The sequence below is a fragment of the Candidatus Spongiisocius sp. genome, assembly GCF_965221825.1.
Lineage (GTDB): Bacteria > Actinomycetota > Acidimicrobiia > Spongiisociales > Spongiisociaceae > Spongiisocius.
Genome location: NZ_OZ244917.1, coordinates 1386711 through 1405503 on the forward strand (window position 1 = coordinate 1386711; position 18793 = coordinate 1405503).

Sequence of the window (18793 nt, forward strand, 5' to 3'; positions counted from 1 at the left end):
GTCGTAGGTCAACCGTTCGCAGAGGACAGACGGTCGATGGCTGCGGTGATCCGGGCGAGGACCACCTCCCTGGGGAGGGCCTCCAGGCTCTCGAACAGGGGTGGTGAGATGTTGGAGCCGGTGATCGCAACCCTGATCGGCTGCCAACCCTTGCGGGGGTTGAGGCCCTCGGCGGCCAGCATGTCCCTCAAGGCCTGCTCGATGTTGCCGGCGGTCCACTCCCCGACGCCTTCGAGCATCGTCCGGGCGGCACCCAGTGCTCGCGGGGCATCGGACTTCATCACCTTTCGCCAAGCCTTCTCCTCGTAGGTGACGTCCGAGAACAGGAAGCGCGCCGCCGGACCGATATCGGCGGTCAGCTTGGCCCGCTCCTGGATGAGGGGCGCCAGTCCGGCCAGGCGGCTCCGTTCATCATCGTCGAGGTCGCGCCCCAGGTCCTCCTCGACCGAAGAGACCGCCAGATCGGCGAAGCGCCCGGAGGCCATCGACCGCATGTACACGCCGTTCATCCAACCCAGCTTGTCGGGATCGAACACGGCCGGGCTCTTCTGGACATCCGCCAGATCGAAGGCGGCGATCGCCTCCTCCCGGCCGAAGACCTCGTTGTCGGGATCGAGCGACCAGCCCAGCAGGCCCATGTAATTGAACACCGCCTCCGGTAGGTATCCACCCTCCCGGTAGGCGCGCAGCGATGTGTCGCCGTGCCGCTTCGACAGCTTCCGCCCGTCAGGGCCGAAGAGAAGCGGGAGGTGGGCATAGACGGGCCGCTCGCCGCTGAGCGCCTCGGTGATCAGGATGTGCTTGGGGGTCGAGGAAAGCAGGTCCTCCCCCCTGGCCACATGCGTGATCCCGTAGTCGATGTCGTCGATGGTGGACGCCAGGTGATAGGTCGGGGAGCCGTCGGAGCGCAGGATCACGAAGTCGTCGATGGCGTCCGCCTCGAACCGCACCTCGCCCCGGACCACGTCCGTGAACCCCACCGCCCGGCCCGGATTCGAGAATCGGACCACCGCCCGCTCCCCGGCCTCGAGGCGGCGGGCCGTGTCCGGGTCGCTGCCGGGAGGCCGCCGCACGTAGTGGCCGGGTGCCTTCTTCTCGGCGCGGGCCCGGGCCCGCAACTCCTCCAACTCCTCAACCGAGCGGAAGTCGTGGTAGGCGCATCCCATGTCGATCAAACGGTCCGCCGCCTCCCGGTAGTGATCGAATCGGTCGGACTGGCGATAGGTGCCGTATGGCCCTCCCACCTCCACACCCTCGTCCCAATCCAGGCCCAGCCAGCGGAACCCGGAGACGATGTCCTCGATGTAATGGTCGTCGGAGCGGGCCCGGTCGGTGTCGTCGATGCGGATGATGAAGACGCCGCCGTGGCGGCGGGCGTACAGCCAGTTGAACAGCGCCGCCCGCACGTTGCCGACATGGAGGTAACCGGTCGGCGACGGGGCGATGCGGACCCGGACCCGGCCGTGACCGCTCATTCGGACACCACCGGATTGGTGAGGGCGCCCACTCCCTCGAGCGACACCTCCACGACATCGCCGCTCCGGACGGGTCCCGCGCCCGAAGGGGTACCGGTGAGGATCACGTCGCCGGGTAGGAGGGTCATCACATAGGTCACGAATGAGATCAACTCCGCCACCCCGAAGATCATGTCGTTGACAGATGTTCCCTGCCTCAGCACGCCGTTCACGCTGCATTCAAGGGAGAAGTCCTCCAACGGATCGTATTCGGTCTCGATGGCCGGCCCGAGCGGGCAGAAGGAGTCGAAGCTCTTGGCCCGAGCGGGCTGACGCTCCTCCAGGAGAAGATCCTGTGCCGTGATGTCGTTACCGGCGGTGTAGCCAAGCACCACCGAGGAGGCATCCTCGACCGCCACCTTGCGGGCGACCTTGCCGATCACCACCGCCAGAGCTGCGCCGTGGTGGACGTCGCCGGAGAGGGCGGGCAGCACGATCGCCTGGCCCGGGCCGATGACCGACGTCGAGGGCTTGATAAACAGGCTCGGCCGATCCGCCAGCACGCCGCCCTCCTCGTCCGGGCCGGAGGCGTAGTTGCCGGTGACGCCGACCACCTTGGTCGGGAAAACCGGCGACAGGAGCCGGGCCTGGCGGAACTCGACCACCACCTCGGTGGGTTGCCAGGCCACGAACGGGGTCCCGTCGTGGATGCGGATCCCTTCCGGCTCGGCAGCTCCGTAACGGATGCCCTCGGAGGTCTGCATGCGGACGATCTTCACCGGACCACCCTTCCCGGCACTTGCTGCAGGCGAAGCCTCCTGCTGGCGTTTTTTCGCGCTCTCGCGGGGTTGGGACCGGATCTGTCACACGGCGGCACCATGCTGGGGATCACCAAATACCCGGCGGCTCCGAGCCCAGACGTCGGCCCGGCCGCCCGAGGGGTTATCAAACATCGAGAGCGGGTCCCGCGGCCCGGCCCGGCGGAGCGCGCTCTCATCCCAGGAAAGGTGGCGGTGGGGGAGGGCCCTGCGGGGCCGCCGCAGGCGGCGCCGTTTTTCGATCGTCCTGGTAGGAGGGCCGGGGGAGGGATCGGGACAGGCCGGGCGGGCGTCCTTCGTGGCACCGGCCGGCCGGCTCGGGACAGCGAGATCAACTTGACATCCTCGTCCGGCCGGTCAGCCGACCAGGGACGGATCTGCCTGGAGACGGGCTCGAACACGGTCGGGCTCGTCCATGAGCAGGTCGGCCGGGACAGACCCGAGCGCGGAGCGGCCCGGCCAGGGATCGTGAACCAACTCGTCCAGCCAGCGCTCCCTCACCTCGGCAAGTCCTGCCGGGACGCCGCCGGTCCGGGCATAGTCATCGTGTAACCCCACCAGAGACAGCGCCACCTCCACGTCATGGCGGGTGGGTCCCCGGCGGGCCCGGGATGCTCGAGCGCCCACCAGTGCGGAAAGCAGGCTCTCCAGGTCTCTGGGCCTCCGGCCCCGGTCGAACGAAGCCGCCCTGATCATCTGCAGTCCCCAGCCGGTGTCGGGACCCGGCCGGCCGAACGAACCCCCGGAGGGAGTGTCGGCTGGAGAGGTGATCTCACCGGGACGGGTCGGGGTCCAGCGCCGCTCCGGGGCCCGGTCGAGGTCTTCGACAGGACGCTCGGCAGCGCGCAGGCGGATGTTCGGTTGTCTACCCATCAGGACTGGTGGTCTGTCTGTGGAATGGCGGTGTGGTATGGCGTCGGCAGCGGTGTTCCTCGCAAGGCCCGCTGACGAAGGCGTACCCGCAGTGGCACGTCAAGGAAGCGGAACGCAGCGACGGGCGCCGAAGGCAAGCAGAGCACGCCAAGTTGTTTCGCAGGCAGACCACTAGATGTAGTCGAGCCAATCGGTGTATTCATCCAGCTTCCCGGTGTAGGCGTCGGCGTAGATCTCCTGCGCCCGCCTGGTCACCGGGCCGGGGCGGCCCGAACCCACCGGGCGGTTGTCGACCTCCCGGACCGGTGTCACCTCGGCCGCGGTCCCGGTCATGAACAGCTCGTCGCAGTAGTAGAGGTCGGAGCGGTGGATCACCTTCTCCACCACCTCGTACCCGTCGTCCCGGAGCAGCGTCATCACCGAGTTGCGGGTGATGCCGTCGAGGCATCCGGCCGAGAGCGGCGGCGTGTAGATGACGTCGTCACGGATCACGAACAGGTTCTCGCCCGAGCCCTCGGAGATGGAACCCTCCGAATTGAGCATCAAGGCCTCGTCGTAGCCGTCTGTCACCGCCTCCCGCTTGGCGAGGATCGAGTTGATGTAGGTCCCGGTCGCCTTGGCGTTCGGGAAGGCGTCATGGGAGAAACGACGCCACGAGGAGACCTTCACCCGGATGCCGTTGCGGACACCCTCCTCGCCGAGGTAGGCGCCCCATTGCCAGGTGATGATCGCCATCTGAACCTTGGCGTTGCGGGGATCCAGACCGAGAGCGCCGAGGCCGAGGAAGACGATCGGCCGGATGTAGGCCGATGAGAACTCGTTGGCCCGGACTACCTCCTTGGCCGCCTCGACCATCTCGTCCACCGAGTACCCGGGATCGATGCTGTACGACTTGGCGGACCGGGCCAGGCGCTTCATGTGGTCGGTGAGGCGGAATCCGGCCGTACCACCGACAGCTTCGTAGGCCCGGATACCCTCGAAGACACCCGTGCCGTAATGCAGTGCGTGGGTCAGTACGTGAACGGTGGCGTCTTCGAAGTCAACAACCCGACCGTCCATCCATATGTATCTAGCCGTATCCATGACCACCATCATAGAACCCCCGCAGGCCGAGGAACCCGGACCGGCTCCGATTGCCCCGGGGCGGCCGGCGCCGCATCGGTCCAGGCCCGAAGGCTGCTCGACGCGGTATCCTCCTAGCTGATCCTGATGATTTGCGTTCGTGAGTAGCCTGCTGTCGCCCGATATCTGGGCATCCCTCGTGGCCCTTACGGCCCTCGAGATCGTGCTCGGCGTGGACAACCTGGTGTTCATCTCCCTGATGGCCAACAAGCTGCCTCGCGAGGCCCGGGACCGGGTGTGGAAGGTCGGGCTCGCCATGGCCGCCATCATGCGGATACTGCTCCTGTTCGCCATCACCTGGGTCATAGGTCTCACCGCCCCGCTGTTCTCCATCCTGAACCACACCGTCTCCGGGAGGGATCTGATCCTCCTGGGCGGGGGCCTGTTCCTGCTGGCTAAGGCCGTGATCGAGATACACGAGCAGCTCTATCCGGGAACGCGCCACGACGACAGGGTCAAACGGACCGCCGCCACCTTCGCGGGCGTGCTGACCCAGATCGCGCTGCTGGACGTCGTCTTCAGCCTGGACTCGGTGATAACCGCCGTCGGTATGGCCGACCGGATCAGTGTCATGGTCGCGGCCGTGCTCATCGCGGTCGGGGTGATGATGTGGATGTCGAGGCCGGTCATGCGTATCGTCAACGAGCACCCGACCATCCGGATGCTGGCGCTGTCCTTCCTCCTGCTGATCGGAGTCTCCCTCGTCGCCGAGGGCGGCGGCGCCCATCTCCCCAAGGGCTACATCTACTCGGCCATGGGATTCGCCGTACTGGTCGAGTTGCTGAACATGCGGATGCGGCGCAACCAGCCGGCCGGCTCCTGACATCCGCCATAGGGCCGTCCCGGCCGGACAAGGAGTACCCATCGCTACCCTGCCGTCCATGGGCGGGTTGGTGTTGGCGAGGGTCGTCGCCTCATGGTTCGGGTGCGGGTTCATCCCGCGCCGGCTCCGGGGCTCCGATGACGGCGCCGGAACGGTGGGCGCCTTGGCCGCGCTGGTGCCCGCACTCTTGCTCGCCCGGGCGGGATGGGCGGCCCAGCTCGCGGCAGCGGTGCTGGTCGGCGGGCTCTCGGTCTGGGCGAGCGGGCACTTCGCAGATGAGGGGGATCCGGCGTGGGTCGTGGTGGACGAGGCGGCCGGGACGTTCATCGCCACCATCGGGGTGTCGCTCGGGCCGGCTCTCGTCGGCTTCGTGGTGTTCCGGATCGCCGACATCACCAAGCGGTTCCCGCTCGTACGGAGGGCTGAGACCCTGCCGGGCGGAGTCGGGATCACTGCGGACGATGTACTGGCGGGTCTGTGGGGTCTCGGCGCAGCCTGGATCGTTCAGGGTCTTACGGGTTGACGGCCGGGAGCATGCTCACCGCAAGGCGGGAGTAGCCCGGTCCGGCCGCATCCAGAACGCTCCCTGAGGCGGCAGCGGTCAGAGCCCGGCTCGTTCAGTGATGAGGCTCCCGGCCAGCTTCGGATCGGCCTTCCCCCGGGTGTGGCGCATCACCTGGCCCACGAAGAAGCCGACCAGCTTGCGTTCGCCGTCCTTGAGGCGGGCGAACTCATCAGGATTCGCCGCGACCAGCTCGTCGACCACCGACTCCAGCAGGCCGGTGTCGGAAATCTGCAAAAGGTCACGGGTCGCGGCCACCTCGGCAGGAGGACCCTCCCCCGCGATCACTCCTGCCAGCACCTCCCGGGCGGCCGACCCGGAAACCGACCCCTGCCGGATCATGCCCAGCAACTCGGCCAGCGACGCTCCGGTCAGCGACGACTCCCCCACCGACTGGATGGCGGCCTTGCGAAGAGACGCCACGACCTCACCGGTCGCCCAGTTGGCGGCCTGAGCGGGGTCGGCCCCGGCTTCTGTGGCATCCTCGAACAACTGCGACAGACCGGCCTCCGCTCCCACCAGCACGGCCGCCTGGGCCGCATCGATGCCCATCTCCACGTACCGTGCCCTCCGGACGCCGGGCAGCTCCGGCAAAAGGGACGCCATCCTGGTCTCCCACTCATGGTCGAGCTCCATCGGTACCAGGTCGGGATCGGGGAAGTAGCGGTAGTCCGAGCTGCCTTCCTTGATCCGCCCACCCCTGGTGACGCCGGCCTCCTCATCCCAGTGGCGGGTCTCCATCACGATCCTCTGCCCGAGCGAGAGGCGAGCGGTCTGGCGTTCGATCTCGTACGAGACGGCCCGCTCCAGCGACCGGAACGAGTTCATGTTCTTGATCTCCACCTTGGTGCCGAGGGGCGACTCGGGCCCGGGACGCACCGACACGTTGGCGTCGAAGCGGATCGACCCCTCCTCAAGCCGGGCGTCCGACACCCCCAGGGCCTCCACCAGCAGCCGGAGCTCCTGCGCGTAGGCCCGAGCCTGGACGGCGGACCGGATGTCCGGGCGGGTCACGATCTCGACCAGCGGTACGCCGGAACGGTTGAAGTCGAGCAAGGAGTACTCGGCCGCGCTGATCCTCCCGTCGCCGCCCCGGTGGGTGCTCTTGCCGGTGTCCTCCTCCTGGTGGACCCGCTCGATCCTGATCCTTGCGGGATGGTCCCCGCCCACCTCGAGGTGGCCGTCCACGCAGACCGGCAGGTCGAACTGGGAGATCTGGTAGTTCTTGGGCAGGTCGGCGTAGAAATAGTTCTTGCGATGGAACACCGGCCGACGGGTCACCGAACAGTTCAGCGCCAGACCGATCTGCATGATCCGGTTGATCGCCTCCCGGTTGGGCACCGGCAGCGCACCCGGCAATCCCAGACAGACCGGGCATGTGTTGGTGTTGGGCTCGGCGTCGAACCGGGCCGGACAGCCGCAGAACATCTTCGATTCCGTGGACAGCTCCACATGGGTCTCCAGGCCGATCACCGCTTCCCAGGTCATCGAACCCCGCCTTTCAATCCGTATGCGTGGTCGAACGGAACGGTCGTGTCGAAGCCGGCCAGAGACTCCACGGCGGCGGCCACCTGGAACATGACGGCCTCCTCCAGGGCGGGGGCCATCACCTGGAAACCGATGGGAAGATCGTGGCGGTCCAAGCCGACCGGGACGCTGATGGCCGGATGCCCGGCCAGATTGGACGGGATGGTGAAGACATCGCTCACGTACATCGACAGCGGATCCTCGGTCCGGTCGCCCAGCGGGAAGGCGGTGGTGGCGCTGGTGGGCGAGACCAGCACGTCGCACCGGCGGTAGGCGCGGGCGAAGTCCTCGCGGATCAGGGTGCGCACCTTCTGGGCCTGGCCGTAGAACGCCTCGTGATAACCGGCCGAGAGGGCGAACGTGCCCAGCAGGACCCGGCGGGTGACCTCGGCGCCGAACCCGTCGGCGCGGGAGCGGGACATCATCTGCTCGGTCGTGGATCCGTCGACTCGCAGCCCGTAGCGGACCCCGTCGAAGCGGGCCAGGTTGGCGGAGCACTCGGCGGGAGCGATCAGGTAGTAAGCGGAAAGGCCCTGCTCTGTGGAAGGAAGATCGACCTCCAGGGTGACGGCGCCGGCTGCTTCCATGGCCGCCAGCGTGCGGTCGAAGGCCGCCTCCACGTCGGGCTCCACCCCCTCGGCGCCGCCCAACCGGCGGGCCACACCCACGCGGATCCCGTCCAGGCCTCTATCCAACCGGGTCCCGGAGGCCTCGATCCGGCCGGGATACGAGGTGGAGTCGAGGGGATCATGGCCGCAGACGGCATCGAGCAGGAGCGCGGCGTCCTCGACGCGGTGGGCAATGGGGCCGATCTGGTCCAGCGAGGAAGCGAAGGCGATCAGCCCGTAGCGGCTGACCGCTCCGTAGGTGGGCTTGGCCCCGACCACTCCGCACAGCGAGGCGGGTTGGCGGATCGAACCACCCGTATCGGAGCCTAGGCCGCCCAGGGCCATCCCGGCGGCGACCGCCGCCGCGCTCCCCCCCGACGAACCGCCCGGAACCCGGTCGGTGTTCCAGGGGTTGCGGGTGGGCCCGAAGGCGGAGTTCTCCGTGGAGGACCCCATGGCGAACTCGTCGAGGTTCGTCTTGCCCGCGATCAGCGCGCCGGCCTCCCGAAGGCGCCGGACGGCCGTGGCATCGTACGGCGGGACGTAGCCGGACAGGATCCTCGAGCCGGCGGTGGTCTCCATGTGCCGGGTGGTCATGTTGTCCTTGACCGCGACCGGGATACCGTGGAGCGGGCCGCGATCCTTACCCGCCGCCAGGTCCTCGTCGGCGCGGGCGGCGGCCTCCATCAAGCCGTCCGAATCGAGGGTCAGGTAGGCGTGGAGTTGGGCCTCGACCATCGACGTGCGCCCCAGGATCTGTTCGGCCAGCCCGACCGAGGTGACCCGCCCGTCCCGGAGGGCGCGGGCTGCCCCCGCAATCGTGGTGAAGGCCACCTCAGGCCTCCTCGATGGCCGGCGGCACCCGGAAGTAAGGGCCTTCGGTGTCCGGGGCCTGGGCCAGCACCTCCTCGTGGCCCAGCACGGTCTCGGGGGTGACTCGATCCTCGCGGAAGCGGTTGGTCATCGGGAAGGGATGGGAGGTGGGCTCCACGCCCTCGGTATCGACAGCCCGGATGCGAGCCACATGCTCGAGCAGTTCCCGGCACTGGCGCCCGTAGGTATCCAGTTCCTCATCCGACAGTTCGAGACGCGCCAGGCGCGCCACATGGGAAATGTTGATCTCTACGGCCACGGACGGGAGGTTAACCGGCGCCGGATGGTGGTCTGAGCGGCGAGTCTACTGCTAGTGGAGCGCCAGAGCCGCGGCCAGCCCGCCAGCATCGTCGGTGCCGATCAGGAACTCCCTGTCGGTAAGGGTGAGCAGCACGGCGTTCCGTCCCCAGGCGTTCCACATCCAGCCCTTGGGGGTCCACCTGATACCCCATCCGTACCACCAGGGAATCCGGTGCGGAACGGCCGAGATGACCCGGCCTCGGTCGATCCGTCGGCGAGGCCAGCCGAAGGTGTAGGCCAGACGGATCTCGGCATGGGTGACAATCACGGTCAGCCGGAGGAAACTCACGTAGACCACGGTGGCGGCGACAAGAATCCCGAGCACGTACGGAGCTGCTTCGGGATCGTGCCCCGCCGAGAGCAGAGCGACCGGAATCCACCAGCAGCACGCCACCAACCAGACTGCCGGTGGGCTGGCCTGGGAGTGCCGGTATAGAGCCGGGCAATCCATCAGGCGGCGGGCGCCTCGGTCAGGAAGCCGAGCAGGGCCTCGTACGCCGGATCCAGGTTGGCGATCGGTACGCTCTCGGTGGCCTGGTGGCACTGGGCGACCTCACCCGGCCCGTAATTGACCGCCGGGATCCCGTAGCGCGACAGCCGGGCCACATCGGTCCATGCCTGCTTGGGAGTGATTAGAGCATCGGTGGCTCGCATCAGCCGATCGAGGTGCGGATTGCCTTCCGGGATCGGGGCGCCGAGAACGATCTCGTGAATCTCCATCACATCGGCGGGGCCGGCGACCTCGGAGAGCCGCTCTTGTGCTACTTCGGGCGTAATGTCGGGCGGGAAACGGTAGTTGAGGTGGAGGTCGAAGCTTCCGGGGATCACATTGCGGGCAATCCCTGCTGTGGCCTGGGTCACCGAGAACACCTCGTAAAAGGAAAGCCCCGCCACCACGTGCTCCTCCGGCTGCCGCTCGTGGAGACCGGCCAGCCATGTGCCTGCTTTGGTGATGGCGTTCTCACCCAGCCAGGGACGGGCGCTGTGGGCGGCCTTGCCCTCGAAACGGACGGTGGCGTTCGCAGTGCCCTGGCAACCGAGCTGCAGCTCGAGGTCCGAAGGCTCGAGCACCACTGCGAACTTCGCCCCCGACAGCCATGACATCTCCTGCAATACCGGCTCGAGGCCGTTACCCGCGTCGGGACCCTCCTCGCCGTCGTAGAACACACCGACCACATCGAAGGGGCCCTGCCGGACCGCCTCCTCCTCGAGCAGGTGGACCATCACCGCGACGCCCGACTTCATGTCCGACGTTCCGAGCCCGGACATCCGTCCGCCCTCGACCCGGGCGGGACCCTGGCCCTGGGAGGGGACGGTGTCGATGTGGCCCACCAGCAGGATGAGCGGGCGACCGGTGCCGGCGCCCACCACCAGGCTCTTGCCGATGCGTCGGATCTGCTCCCTCGGATAGGTCGAGCCCAACCGGCCCGCGAGAGCGTCGCATAGCCGACCTTCATGCCCGGTGGGCGACGGGATGTCAACCAGCCAGGCCAGGGTGTCGACCAGCGTCATACCTCACCCAGGCAGGTTCTGACCACGTCGATCGCCTGCTCGCATTCGTCCAGGTTAGGTACCAGCGCCAGGCGGACATGTCCTTCGCCACCGGGCCCGAACACGCGGCCAGGTGAGACCACCACGCCGTGCTCCAGGAGCCGCTCGGTCATAGCCACGTCATCCTTCACCTTCAACCAGATATACAAGCCCGCCTCCGAGCCGATCGTGGGGTAGCCGAGTGCCGCGAACCCTTGGGAAACGATCTCGCGCTTGCGCCGGAACAGGTTACGGCGTTGCTCGACATGGGCGTCGTCATTCCAGGCGGCGATGGCGGCGGCCTGGGTGAACTCGGGAGGGGCCGTGCCCGTTCCGGTCCGGAGGGATTTGAGGACGGCGATAGCCCGTTCGTCCCCCACGATCGCCCCGCTCCGGTAGCCGGTCATGCCGCTCCGCTTGGAGAGGCTCAGATAGACGAGCACCCCCTCCGTGCCCCCTACCGTGAGAAGGGAGGCGGGCGGATCGCCGTCATAGAGATCCACGTAGCACTCGTCGGAGCACAACAGCACGTCGTGGCGCTGCGCCCGTTCCCTGAACCGAGCCAGCTCGTCGAGCGGAGTGACCACGCCGGCCGGATTGTGGGGGCTGTTAAGCCACAGCATGCGCGCCTGCTCCCAGGATCGGTCCGGGACATCCGAGGCGCGGAACAGGAAGTCGTCCGGCAGGCAGACCGGGAGCGGTACCGCCCCGGCCAGGCGGGCCCCCCGCTCGTAGATGGGATAGCCGGGAGTGGGCCATACCACCCCGTCGCCCCGTTCACGATCGACGAAGGCAAGCGCCGTGGAGAAGATCGACTCCTTGGAGCCGGTGGTGGGCAGCACCTGGGTATCGGGATCAACCTCCACACCGAAGCGCCGCCCTATGTAGCCGGCGATGGCCCGGCGCAGGGCGGACAAGCCCATGACCGTGGGGTACTGCGACACCCTCGGCACCGCTCGCTTGAGGGCCTCCGGGATGAAGGCGGGGGTCGGCTCGCGCGGATCGCCGATCGAGAAGTCGACCAGCGGCCTGCCGGCCTCGCGGAGGTGGCGGGCCCGGTCCTGTATGGCCGTAATGGCGTGGGAGCCGATCTGGTCCAGCACCGGATTGACACGCACGGGATCAGGGTAGCGTCAATGGCCATGACAACCCTTTCCGGCCCACATGTCGCCCTGCCCGGGGCTGATCGCCGCGGCGAACCCCACAGGTGAGCCACCCCATAGAATCCCCTGCCGTGGAGACCCGGACGTGACCGATCGGCGCTACCTCGCCGTTTTCCTGTTGCTCGGACTGGCGGCGGGGCTGGTGGTCGTGATCGGGTTCGTGTTCGGGTCACCCGACACGGGTCGGGAGCCCTTGCCGCGCGTGCTCGAGAAGATCTCGCCTCAACCCGGAAGCCAGGTACCGCTCCAGACGCCCGTCGAGGTGGACGTTCCGGTCGGCTACCGGGTGGACATCTACATCGACGGGTTCCGAGTGCCCGAGTCGGAAGTGCGTTTCGTGGAGGGAACCGGCGTGCACTCGTGGGCGCCGACCCGTTCCTCGACCATCCTGTGGACGCCCGGCCCGCACACCGTCCTGGTGAGTTGGCGGAAGCTGAGCGGGCTTCCTGACGAGGGCGGATACAGCTGGGAGTTCCGGGTCTTCTAGGAGGGCGTTGAGACTTCGTCGAGGGCGCTGAGTCCGTGCTCGAGCACCGTCAGGAACTCGCCTTCATCGATCACTCGGACACCCAAGGACTTCGCCTTGGCCAGCTTCGACCCCGGAGACGCTCCTTCCACCAGCGCGGTCGTCTTCTTCGACACCGATGACACCAGCCTGCCTCCTCGCTCCTCGACTGCGATCCTGGCCGCGTCCCGGCTCATCGACTCCAGGCCGCCGGTCAGCACCAGCCGCTCGCCCTGGAGGGTCTTCACGGGACCCGGTCCCCAGTCGGGATCGGAGAGCCGGACCCTGCCCTCCCCCAACCGTCTCACCAACTTCTGGTTGTCCTCGTCTTCGAACCAGTCGGCCACCGACTCGGCGATCACCGGGCCTACGCCCTCGATGGCGGCCAGACTGTCCTCATCTGCTTTCTGCAGTGCCTCCATGCTCCCGAACTCCCGAGCCAACAGGCGAGCCACCGTCCCACCCACATGGCGGATGCCGAGGCTCACCAGCAGCCTTCCGATCGGACGGTCCCGGGCGGACTCGATGGCTTTCATCAATTTGTTGACCGAGATCTCGCCCCAGCCCTCGAAACCCAGTAGGGCATCGGGCCCCAGGAAGAAGATGTCCGCCGGTCCGGCGATCAGGTCCTCCGACAGCAGTAGGTCGATGGTCTTGTAACCCATTCCCTCGATGTCCATCCCGCCCCGGGCGGTGAAGTGGAACAGCCACTCCCGGAGCCGCGACGGGCACGCCAGGCCCCGTGTGCATCTGGCCACCTTCTCGCCTTCGGGCCGGACGATGGGCGCCTCGCAGAAAGGACAGTCGGACGGCATCGACCACTTCTTCTCCGCGCCGGTACGGCGTGACGGCACCGGGCCGACCACTTCGGGGATCACGTCACCGGCTCGCCGGACGACCACCTGGTCCCCCACCCTCACGTCCTTGCGATGAACCTCGTCCTCGTTGTGGAGCGTGGCCCGCTCGACGTTGGCGCCTCCTACGAAGACCGGCTCCAGCACTGCGAACGGCGTCGCCGCCCCGGTACGTCCGATGTTGATCTCGATGCCGAGCAGCCTGGTAATCCGCTCCTCCGCAGGGAACTTGTAGGCGATCGCCCAGCGGGGCGCCCGGGCGGTGGAGCCGAGCTCGGCTTGTTCCGCCAGCCCGTTCACCTTGATGACGACCCCGTCGGTCTGGTACGGGAGGTCGTTGCGCTCGGCCCGGACCCGCTCCACGTATGCGGTTACCGCCGCGACATCGGGCACGGTCTCGGTCCCCGGATGGACCCGCAACCCCAGTCCGCGGAGCCACTCCATAGTCTCGAAATGGGTGGCCAATGCCGGCCCGCCCTCTAGGTAACCCAGCTGGTAGATCCAGACGGCCAGGTTCCGGGAAGCGGTGACCGCCGGATCCTTCTGACGCACCGAGCCGGCCGCGGCGTTGCGGGCGTTCGCATACAAACGGTCATCCGCCGCGGCCTGGCGGACGTTCAGGCGCTCGAACTCGTCCAGCGGCAGGTACACCTCTCCCCTCACCTCCATGTAGGCGGGAGGGTCCCCCAGCAGCCGGAGGGGGACGGATGCGATGGTCCGGGCGTTGGCCGTGATGTCCTCGCCGGTCTCCCCGTCCCCGCGGGTGGCGGCCCGGGTGAGAAGCCCATGCTCGTAGGTCAGCGACACCGCCACGCCGTCGATCTTCAACTCGCATACCAGGCTCCCCGCAGGCCGATCCAGGTGGCGCTCGGCGCGGGCCAACCACTCCGCAACCTCGGCAGGACTCTCGGCGTTGTCGAGGGAGAACAGGCGCTCGCGATGGGTTACCGGAGCGAAGAGTTCCGACGGCGGCGCCCCGACGCGCCGGCTGGGAGAGTCGGCCGTGACCAGCTCGGGATGAGCCTCTTCCAACGCCAGCAACTGCCGACGCAGATCGTCGTAGTCGGCATCGGGAAGCTCCGGATCGGCAAGCACGTAGTAGCGGTGATCGTGGTGGCGAATGTCCGCGATCAGGTCCGCGATCAGGATGGCCGGATCCCTCTCGTTCATGCCGCCCGAGGCTAGGGCGTGTTCACGCCATGCGCGTTCGTTTGTTATCGCGGGTCCCGCGGTCGCTCTGGGTGGCGGCGGTGGGACATGGCGCCGCTGGTGGTCCAGATCACGCCGCCCGCAACGCAGAGCGACCGCTGGTTGGTCTGTGGACCTGCGCCGGTCAGGCGGTGGTCCTGATAATTCCCCCGCCGACCACCTCTTCGTTCCGGTAGAGGGCCAGGGTCTGCCCTCTCGCCAACGCCTCCCGGGGCTCGGAGAAACGGACGGTCGTCAATTCGTCATCCAGCGAAACCTCGGCCGGAACGGCCCGGCCGTGGGCCCGGTACTGCGCCAGCAGGGTGCCTGTGACCGGCCGGTCCACCCAACTCATGTTCTCTACCGTTGCCTCATCCACCCCCAGGTCGGACCGATCACCCACGGTCACGATTCCGGAGTCGGCATCGATGTCGGTCACGTACAGGGGCTCGCCCACGGCCACACCGAGGCCGCGGCGCTGGCCGATGGTGAAGTTGGTGATGCCGTGATGCACCCCGAGCAACCGGCCGTCCTGATGGATGATCGGGCCCTGGGCCGGCGCCACACCCTGTCCGGCGAGGAACTCGCGGTAGTTTCCCTGTCCGACGAAGCAGATGTCCTGGCTGTCGGGCTTGTGAGCGGTGCGGAGCCCGAGGCGGGTCGCCATCCGACGGGTCTGGTCCTTCGTCAGGTCGCCCACCGGGAAGCGGAGCCGGGCCAGCTGGTCCTGCCCCAGCATCGAGAGCACGTACGACTGGTCCTTGCCGGGATCGACTCCCCGCCACAGGCGGTAGCGCCCGCCTTCGGAAGTGATGCGGGCGTAGTGCCCGGTCACCACCAGGTCGTATTCGAGAGCGTCGGCATGAGCCAGGAGGCGCGTGAACTTGACCGTTCGATTGCACTCCACGCACGGATTGGGAGTGCGTCCCGTGAGGTAATCGTCGATGAAGCCCCCGACCACGCCGGACATGAACTCCTCGGTGTAGTCCCAGACGTAGTAGGGGATGTCGAGCCGGGCGGCCACCCGCCTCGCGTCCTCGGCATCCGAGACCGTGCAGCATCCGGCGGTGGGCGCCTCGCCGTCCGGGCCCTGCCAGAGCTTCATGGTCACCCCCATGACCTCCCAGCCCTGCTCCTTCATCAAGGCGGCGGCGACAGAGGAGTCGACCCCGCCTGACATGGCCACCAACGCTCTCATCGCAGGGCACCTGCCTCGCCGGCGACCAAGCGGGCCGCGCGTGCGCCTTCACCCTCCGCAGTCGACCACCCGAACGAGAACCGGAGGCACTCCCTGGCCAGAGCGGGACTCATGCCCATCGCCTCGAGTACGTGGGAAACGGTGGCCGCCCCCGATTGGCATGCGGAGGCCGCGGACGCGGCCAGCCCGGCCCGGTCGAGCCGGACCAGCAGCATCTCGTTGCGGACGCCGGGAATGCGAACGTGGCTGGTCTGGACCATCCGGGGCGCGCCGGCACCGGTGACAACCAGGTCGGGGATGAGCCCGGCCAACGTGGTTTCGAAGGCGTCGCGTTCGCGCTTGACCCGGGCCCGGAAGGCAGCCCGCTCCTCCTCGAGAGCGGCCATTGCCGCCGCCATCCCGGCGATGGCCATCACGTTGTGGGTGCCGGAGCGCCGGCCCAGTTCCTGCCCGCCACCGTGGACCAGAGGGGCGAGGGAAGTCCGCGACCGGACGTAGAGAAGGCCGACGCCCTTGGGGCCCCCGAACTTGTGGGCTGCCAGAGACAGCAGCTCGACACCCAGAGCGTCGACATCCACCCGTTCGGACACGTATCCCTGGACGGCATCGGTGTGGACGACGACCCCGGGGTGAGCGTCCTTGACAACCGCCGCCACCTCCTCGACGGGCATCCGCACGCCGGTTTCGTTGTTGCCCATCATGATCGAGACCACCGCGGTATCCGGGGCCACATGGGAAGCAACCTCGGCCGGGTCGACGAGGCCTTCCGCGGTCACTTTCGCAAGGGTGACCGCTGATCCGAAGGATCTGCAGTGCTCGGCACTCCCGAGGACGGCGTCGTGCTCCGTGGGAGACGTGATGATGGCGCCGCGGCGCCCGCCCGAGAATGCCCGGCCCTGGATGGCCAGGTTGTCGGCCTCCGATCCGCCTCCCGTGAACACGATCTCCCCCGGATCGGCGTTGATGAGCGCGGCGGCCAGGTCGCGGGAATCCTCGAGTGCGTTCTTGGCTCTCCGGGAAATGCCATGACTTCCCGACGGATTGCCGTAGACGTTGTAACGGAAGGGTTCCATGGCGGCCCACACCTCGGGTCGTAGGGGTGAGGACGCGGCGTGGTCGAGGTAGAGCATGGTGGGAATTGTGCCACGACCGGAGCCGAACGGGGCATCTCCGTCGGGTTCGCCGGAAATCCAGCCGGGTGGGCGAGCGTCCTACGTGGTGAGCGCCGCCATCAGCTTGGCGATCCGGCCCGTGCAGGTCTCGGCCTCGGCCGGGGGAACCAGCTCGACCAGCCTTCCGGCCACCTCCGTGAAGACGCGGGCAGCGGGACCATCGGGTCGGGTGACCACCACCGGCTCGCCCCGGTCGGCGCCGGAGCCAAGAGCCGGATCCAGCGGGATAGATCCGATGAGCGGGATGTTCAGAGAGTCCGCCAGCGCCTCTCCCCCGCCTCGACCGAACAGCTCGAACCGCTGTCCGTCCGGAGTTTCGAAGTAGGACATGTTCTCGACCACCGCCACCACCGGCATGGCGGAGCGGCGGGCCATGTCGGCCACCCTGATAGCCACCTTCTGGGCCGTGCGGGACGGGGTGGTCACCACGATCATCTCCGACTGGGGAAGCAGGCGGGCCAGGGCCATCTGGACGTCGCCCGTACCGGGAGGCATATCGATGACCAGGTAGTCGAGCTTGCCCCAGGCAACCTGCTGCAGGAACTGCTCCAGTGCCTTGGAGAGCATCAAGCCCCGCCACATGAGGGCCGTCTCCTCGGACTCGATGATCAGGCCCGTGGACACCACCTCGATGCCATAGGCCTCGACCGGCTGCATGAGCCTGGTAGCGGGGTCGGCCTCGATCCGGGCATCGGCCCCCAGCATCCTCGGGATCGAGAACCCCCAGATGTCAGCGTCGAGCAGCCCGACCCGGTATCCGAGCCGGCCGAGCGCCAGGGCCAGGTTGACCGAAACCGAACTCTTGCCGACCCCGCCCTTGCCGCTCCCCACCGCGATCGTCCTGGTGGTGGGCGGGACGCGGGTGGGCGCAGCGTTCTCCCGGGCGCGGCGGCGAGCCACCTCCATCAGCTCCGAACGCTGATTCCTGGTCATGGCCCGGGTCTTGACCACGGCCCTTTCCACCCCGGGGATGGCCTCGATCCTGCGGACGGTGTCGTTCTCGATCTGACCCCGCATGGGACACTCGGCGATAGTCAGAGCCAGACCGATGGTCACGACGCCGTCATCGAGTACGACCTCGCGCACCATCCCCAGATCGACCACATCCGAACCGAGTTCAGGGTCCATCACCCCTCGAAGGGCCTCCATGATCCGGTCTTCGGTGAGCGTCTGTGGCATGGTCGTCTCCACACGTACGTCGGATCGCCCACCTTATCGGCCATAACGTCGTTGTCGACACGCCCGATCCCACGGCGCCGTGCGCGATCTCACGATTGGATGGCGACCCCTTGTATCCGGTCCCCTGTATAATGTTCGCGCCGGGTCGGTTCCTCGGAATGGCCCGCACGGTCGAACGGGAGTACCCGGATGGAACAACTCGTCAACATAAGCACGCGCCGGCCGATGAGAGCGGTCACCCTGACCGATGGAGCGGTCGCCAAGGTGCGTGAGCTGCTGGTCTCCGAAGGCGATCCGGCGTTGGCCCTGCGTATGGCCGTCCGCCCCGGAGGGTGTTCCGGATTCTCGTACGAGATGTTCTTCGACTCCGACAGGTCCGACGCCGACGTCGTCGAGGAGTTCGAGGGTGTCGACGTGGTGGTCGATCGCCAGAGCGTGGACCTGCTGCGCGGTTCGACCCTCGACTACCAGGACGGCCTCATGGAGGCGGGTTTCGCCATCAACAACCCGAACGTCACCAGGTCGTGCGGTTGCGGCAACAGCTTTAGCTAGCTCCACGCCGGCAGTCCGGGCGGTCCTGCCGGGGTACCGAACTCCTCTGCCGGCCCGGTAGCCTCTTGACCTGAGACAACGGAGGCATCGCTATGGCAGGAAGAATTCTCAAAACCCCCAGCGCCCCACCCGCCATCGGTCCGTATTCGGTGGCGGTCGAGGCCGCCGGCCTGGTGTTCTTGTCGGGTCAGGTGGCTCTTGTCCCGGAGGGCGGACGAGAGGATGGTGACGTGTCTGCGCAGACCCGCCAGGTCATGAACAACATCGGCGCCATGCTGGATGACATCGGGCTCGGCTACTCCGACATCGTCAAGACCACCATTTTCATGGTTGACATCGGGGACTACTCCGCTATCAACGAGGTGTACGCCGGGTACTTCGAAGCCGGCCCGCCGGCCCGGTCAGCGGTGGAGGTGTCCGCCCTGCCGGGTGGGTTCCAGGTCGAGATCGAGATCGTGGCCGCCCGAAGCGGCGGGTAAGGCCCCCGGGTCC

19 protein-coding genes are annotated in these 18793 nt (G+C 67.7%); 5 read left to right on the top strand and 14 right to left on the bottom strand.

The window, feature by feature from the left end; genetic code table 11:
- Positions 1–8: 8 nt before the first annotated feature.
- The 4 genes from gltX to ACOQPD_RS06555 all read right to left on the bottom strand — a co-directional run bounded on the left by gltX (position 9) and on the right by ACOQPD_RS06555 (position 4237).
- Positions 9–1475, bottom strand: a complete 1467-nt coding sequence (gltX, locus tag ACOQPD_RS06540) for a glutamate--tRNA ligase (RefSeq protein ID WP_420614083.1) — start codon at positions 1473–1475, stop codon at positions 9–11.
- Positions 1472–2233: a fumarylacetoacetate hydrolase family protein gene (locus ACOQPD_RS06545; protein ID WP_420614084.1), complete on the bottom strand. Its 762-nt coding sequence runs from the start codon at positions 2231–2233 to the stop codon at positions 1472–1474. Before ACOQPD_RS06545 ends, gltX begins: the two co-directional genes overlap by 4 nt.
- Positions 2234–2629: 396 nt before the next feature.
- Positions 2630–3145, bottom strand: coding sequence for a hypothetical protein (locus ACOQPD_RS06550; RefSeq protein WP_420614085.1), 516 nt, complete (start codon positions 3143–3145; stop codon positions 2630–2632).
- Positions 3146–3316: 171 nt separating this feature from the next.
- A complete protein-coding gene (locus ACOQPD_RS06555; protein ID WP_420614086.1) occupies positions 3317–4237 on the bottom strand; it encodes a branched-chain amino acid transaminase in 921 nt (306 codons plus the stop codon).
- A gap of 130 nt (positions 4238–4367) precedes the next feature.
- On the opposite strand from ACOQPD_RS06555, the gene ACOQPD_RS06560 reads away from it, so the two are divergent.
- Both ACOQPD_RS06560 and ACOQPD_RS06565 read left to right on the top strand, forming a co-directional pair.
- Positions 4368–5090 (top strand): TerC family protein, encoded by a 723-nt coding sequence (locus tag ACOQPD_RS06560; protein ID WP_420614087.1) that lies wholly within the window; start codon positions 4368–4370, stop codon positions 5088–5090.
- A 73-nt stretch (positions 5091–5163) separates the two neighbouring features.
- On the top strand, positions 5164–5613 hold the full coding sequence (locus ACOQPD_RS06565; RefSeq protein WP_420614088.1) for a phosphatidylglycerophosphatase A: 450 nt from the start codon (positions 5164–5166) through the stop codon (positions 5611–5613).
- Between the two features lie 78 nt (positions 5614–5691).
- On the opposite strand, the gene gatB is transcribed toward ACOQPD_RS06565, so the two are convergent.
- From gatB to ACOQPD_RS06595, 6 genes are read right to left on the bottom strand one after another with little or no spacing between them, the layout of a single operon-like run.
- Positions 5692–7140 carry an Asp-tRNA(Asn)/Glu-tRNA(Gln) amidotransferase subunit GatB gene (gene gatB, locus ACOQPD_RS06570; RefSeq protein ID WP_420614089.1) on the bottom strand — a complete coding sequence of 483 codons (1449 nt, stop codon included), beginning with the start codon at positions 7138–7140 and terminating at the stop codon, positions 5692–5694.
- Complete coding sequence (gene gatA, locus ACOQPD_RS06575; RefSeq protein WP_420614090.1) at positions 7137–8621, bottom strand: Asp-tRNA(Asn)/Glu-tRNA(Gln) amidotransferase subunit GatA; 1485 nt, start codon at positions 8619–8621, stop codon at positions 7137–7139. Before gatA ends, gatB begins: the two co-directional genes overlap by 4 nt.
- 1 nt (position 8622) lies before the next feature.
- Complete coding sequence (gene gatC / locus ACOQPD_RS06580) at positions 8623–8919, bottom strand: Asp-tRNA(Asn)/Glu-tRNA(Gln) amidotransferase subunit GatC (RefSeq protein ID WP_420614091.1); 297 nt, start codon at positions 8917–8919, stop codon at positions 8623–8625.
- 51 nt (positions 8920–8970) lie between these two features.
- Positions 8971–9411, bottom strand: a complete 441-nt coding sequence (locus ACOQPD_RS06585; protein ID WP_420614092.1) for a hypothetical protein — start codon at positions 9409–9411, stop codon at positions 8971–8973.
- Entirely contained in the window at positions 9411–10472 is a 1062-nt protein-coding gene (dapE, locus tag ACOQPD_RS06590; RefSeq protein ID WP_420614093.1) for a succinyl-diaminopimelate desuccinylase, read from the bottom strand. Before dapE ends, ACOQPD_RS06585 begins: the two co-directional genes overlap by 1 nt.
- A complete protein-coding gene (locus ACOQPD_RS06595) occupies positions 10469–11608 on the bottom strand; it encodes an aminotransferase class I/II-fold pyridoxal phosphate-dependent enzyme (RefSeq protein ID WP_420614094.1) in 1140 nt (379 codons plus the stop codon). The genes dapE and ACOQPD_RS06595 overlap by 4 nt, the downstream gene beginning before the upstream one ends.
- 130 nt (positions 11609–11738) lie before the next feature.
- Between ACOQPD_RS06595 and ACOQPD_RS06600 the strand changes: the two genes are divergently transcribed.
- Entirely contained in the window at positions 11739–12140 is a 402-nt protein-coding gene (locus ACOQPD_RS06600) for a hypothetical protein (protein WP_420614095.1), read from the top strand.
- On the opposite strand, the gene ligA is transcribed toward ACOQPD_RS06600, so the two are convergent.
- The 4 genes from ligA to ACOQPD_RS06620 all read right to left on the bottom strand — a co-directional run bounded on the left by ligA (position 12137) and on the right by ACOQPD_RS06620 (position 17749).
- Positions 12137–14182 (bottom strand): NAD-dependent DNA ligase LigA, encoded by a 2046-nt coding sequence (gene ligA, locus ACOQPD_RS06605; protein ID WP_420614096.1) that lies wholly within the window; start codon positions 14180–14182, stop codon positions 12137–12139. The two genes, ACOQPD_RS06600 and ligA, sit on opposite strands and share 4 nt — an antisense overlap.
- Before the next feature lie 163 nt (positions 14183–14345).
- Positions 14346–15398 carry a tRNA 2-thiouridine(34) synthase MnmA gene (mnmA, locus tag ACOQPD_RS06610; protein WP_420614097.1) on the bottom strand — a complete coding sequence of 351 codons (1053 nt, stop codon included), beginning with the start codon at positions 15396–15398 and terminating at the stop codon, positions 14346–14348.
- Complete coding sequence (locus ACOQPD_RS06615; protein WP_420614098.1) at positions 15395–16528, bottom strand: cysteine desulfurase family protein; 1134 nt, start codon at positions 16526–16528, stop codon at positions 15395–15397. Before ACOQPD_RS06615 ends, mnmA begins: the two co-directional genes overlap by 4 nt.
- A gap of 81 nt (positions 16529–16609) precedes the next feature.
- On the bottom strand, positions 16610–17749 hold the full coding sequence (locus ACOQPD_RS06620; protein ID WP_420614099.1) for an Mrp/NBP35 family ATP-binding protein: 1140 nt from the start codon (positions 17747–17749) through the stop codon (positions 16610–16612).
- A gap of 189 nt (positions 17750–17938) precedes the next feature.
- On the opposite strand from ACOQPD_RS06620, the gene ACOQPD_RS06625 reads away from it, so the two are divergent.
- Both ACOQPD_RS06625 and ACOQPD_RS06630 read left to right on the top strand, forming a co-directional pair.
- On the top strand, positions 17939–18301 hold the full coding sequence (locus ACOQPD_RS06625) for a HesB/IscA family protein (RefSeq protein ID WP_420614100.1): 363 nt from the start codon (positions 17939–17941) through the stop codon (positions 18299–18301).
- A 92-nt stretch (positions 18302–18393) separates the two neighbouring features.
- Positions 18394–18780, top strand: a complete 387-nt coding sequence (locus ACOQPD_RS06630; RefSeq protein ID WP_420614101.1) for a RidA family protein — start codon at positions 18394–18396, stop codon at positions 18778–18780.
- Positions 18781–18793 lie beyond the last annotated feature (13 nt).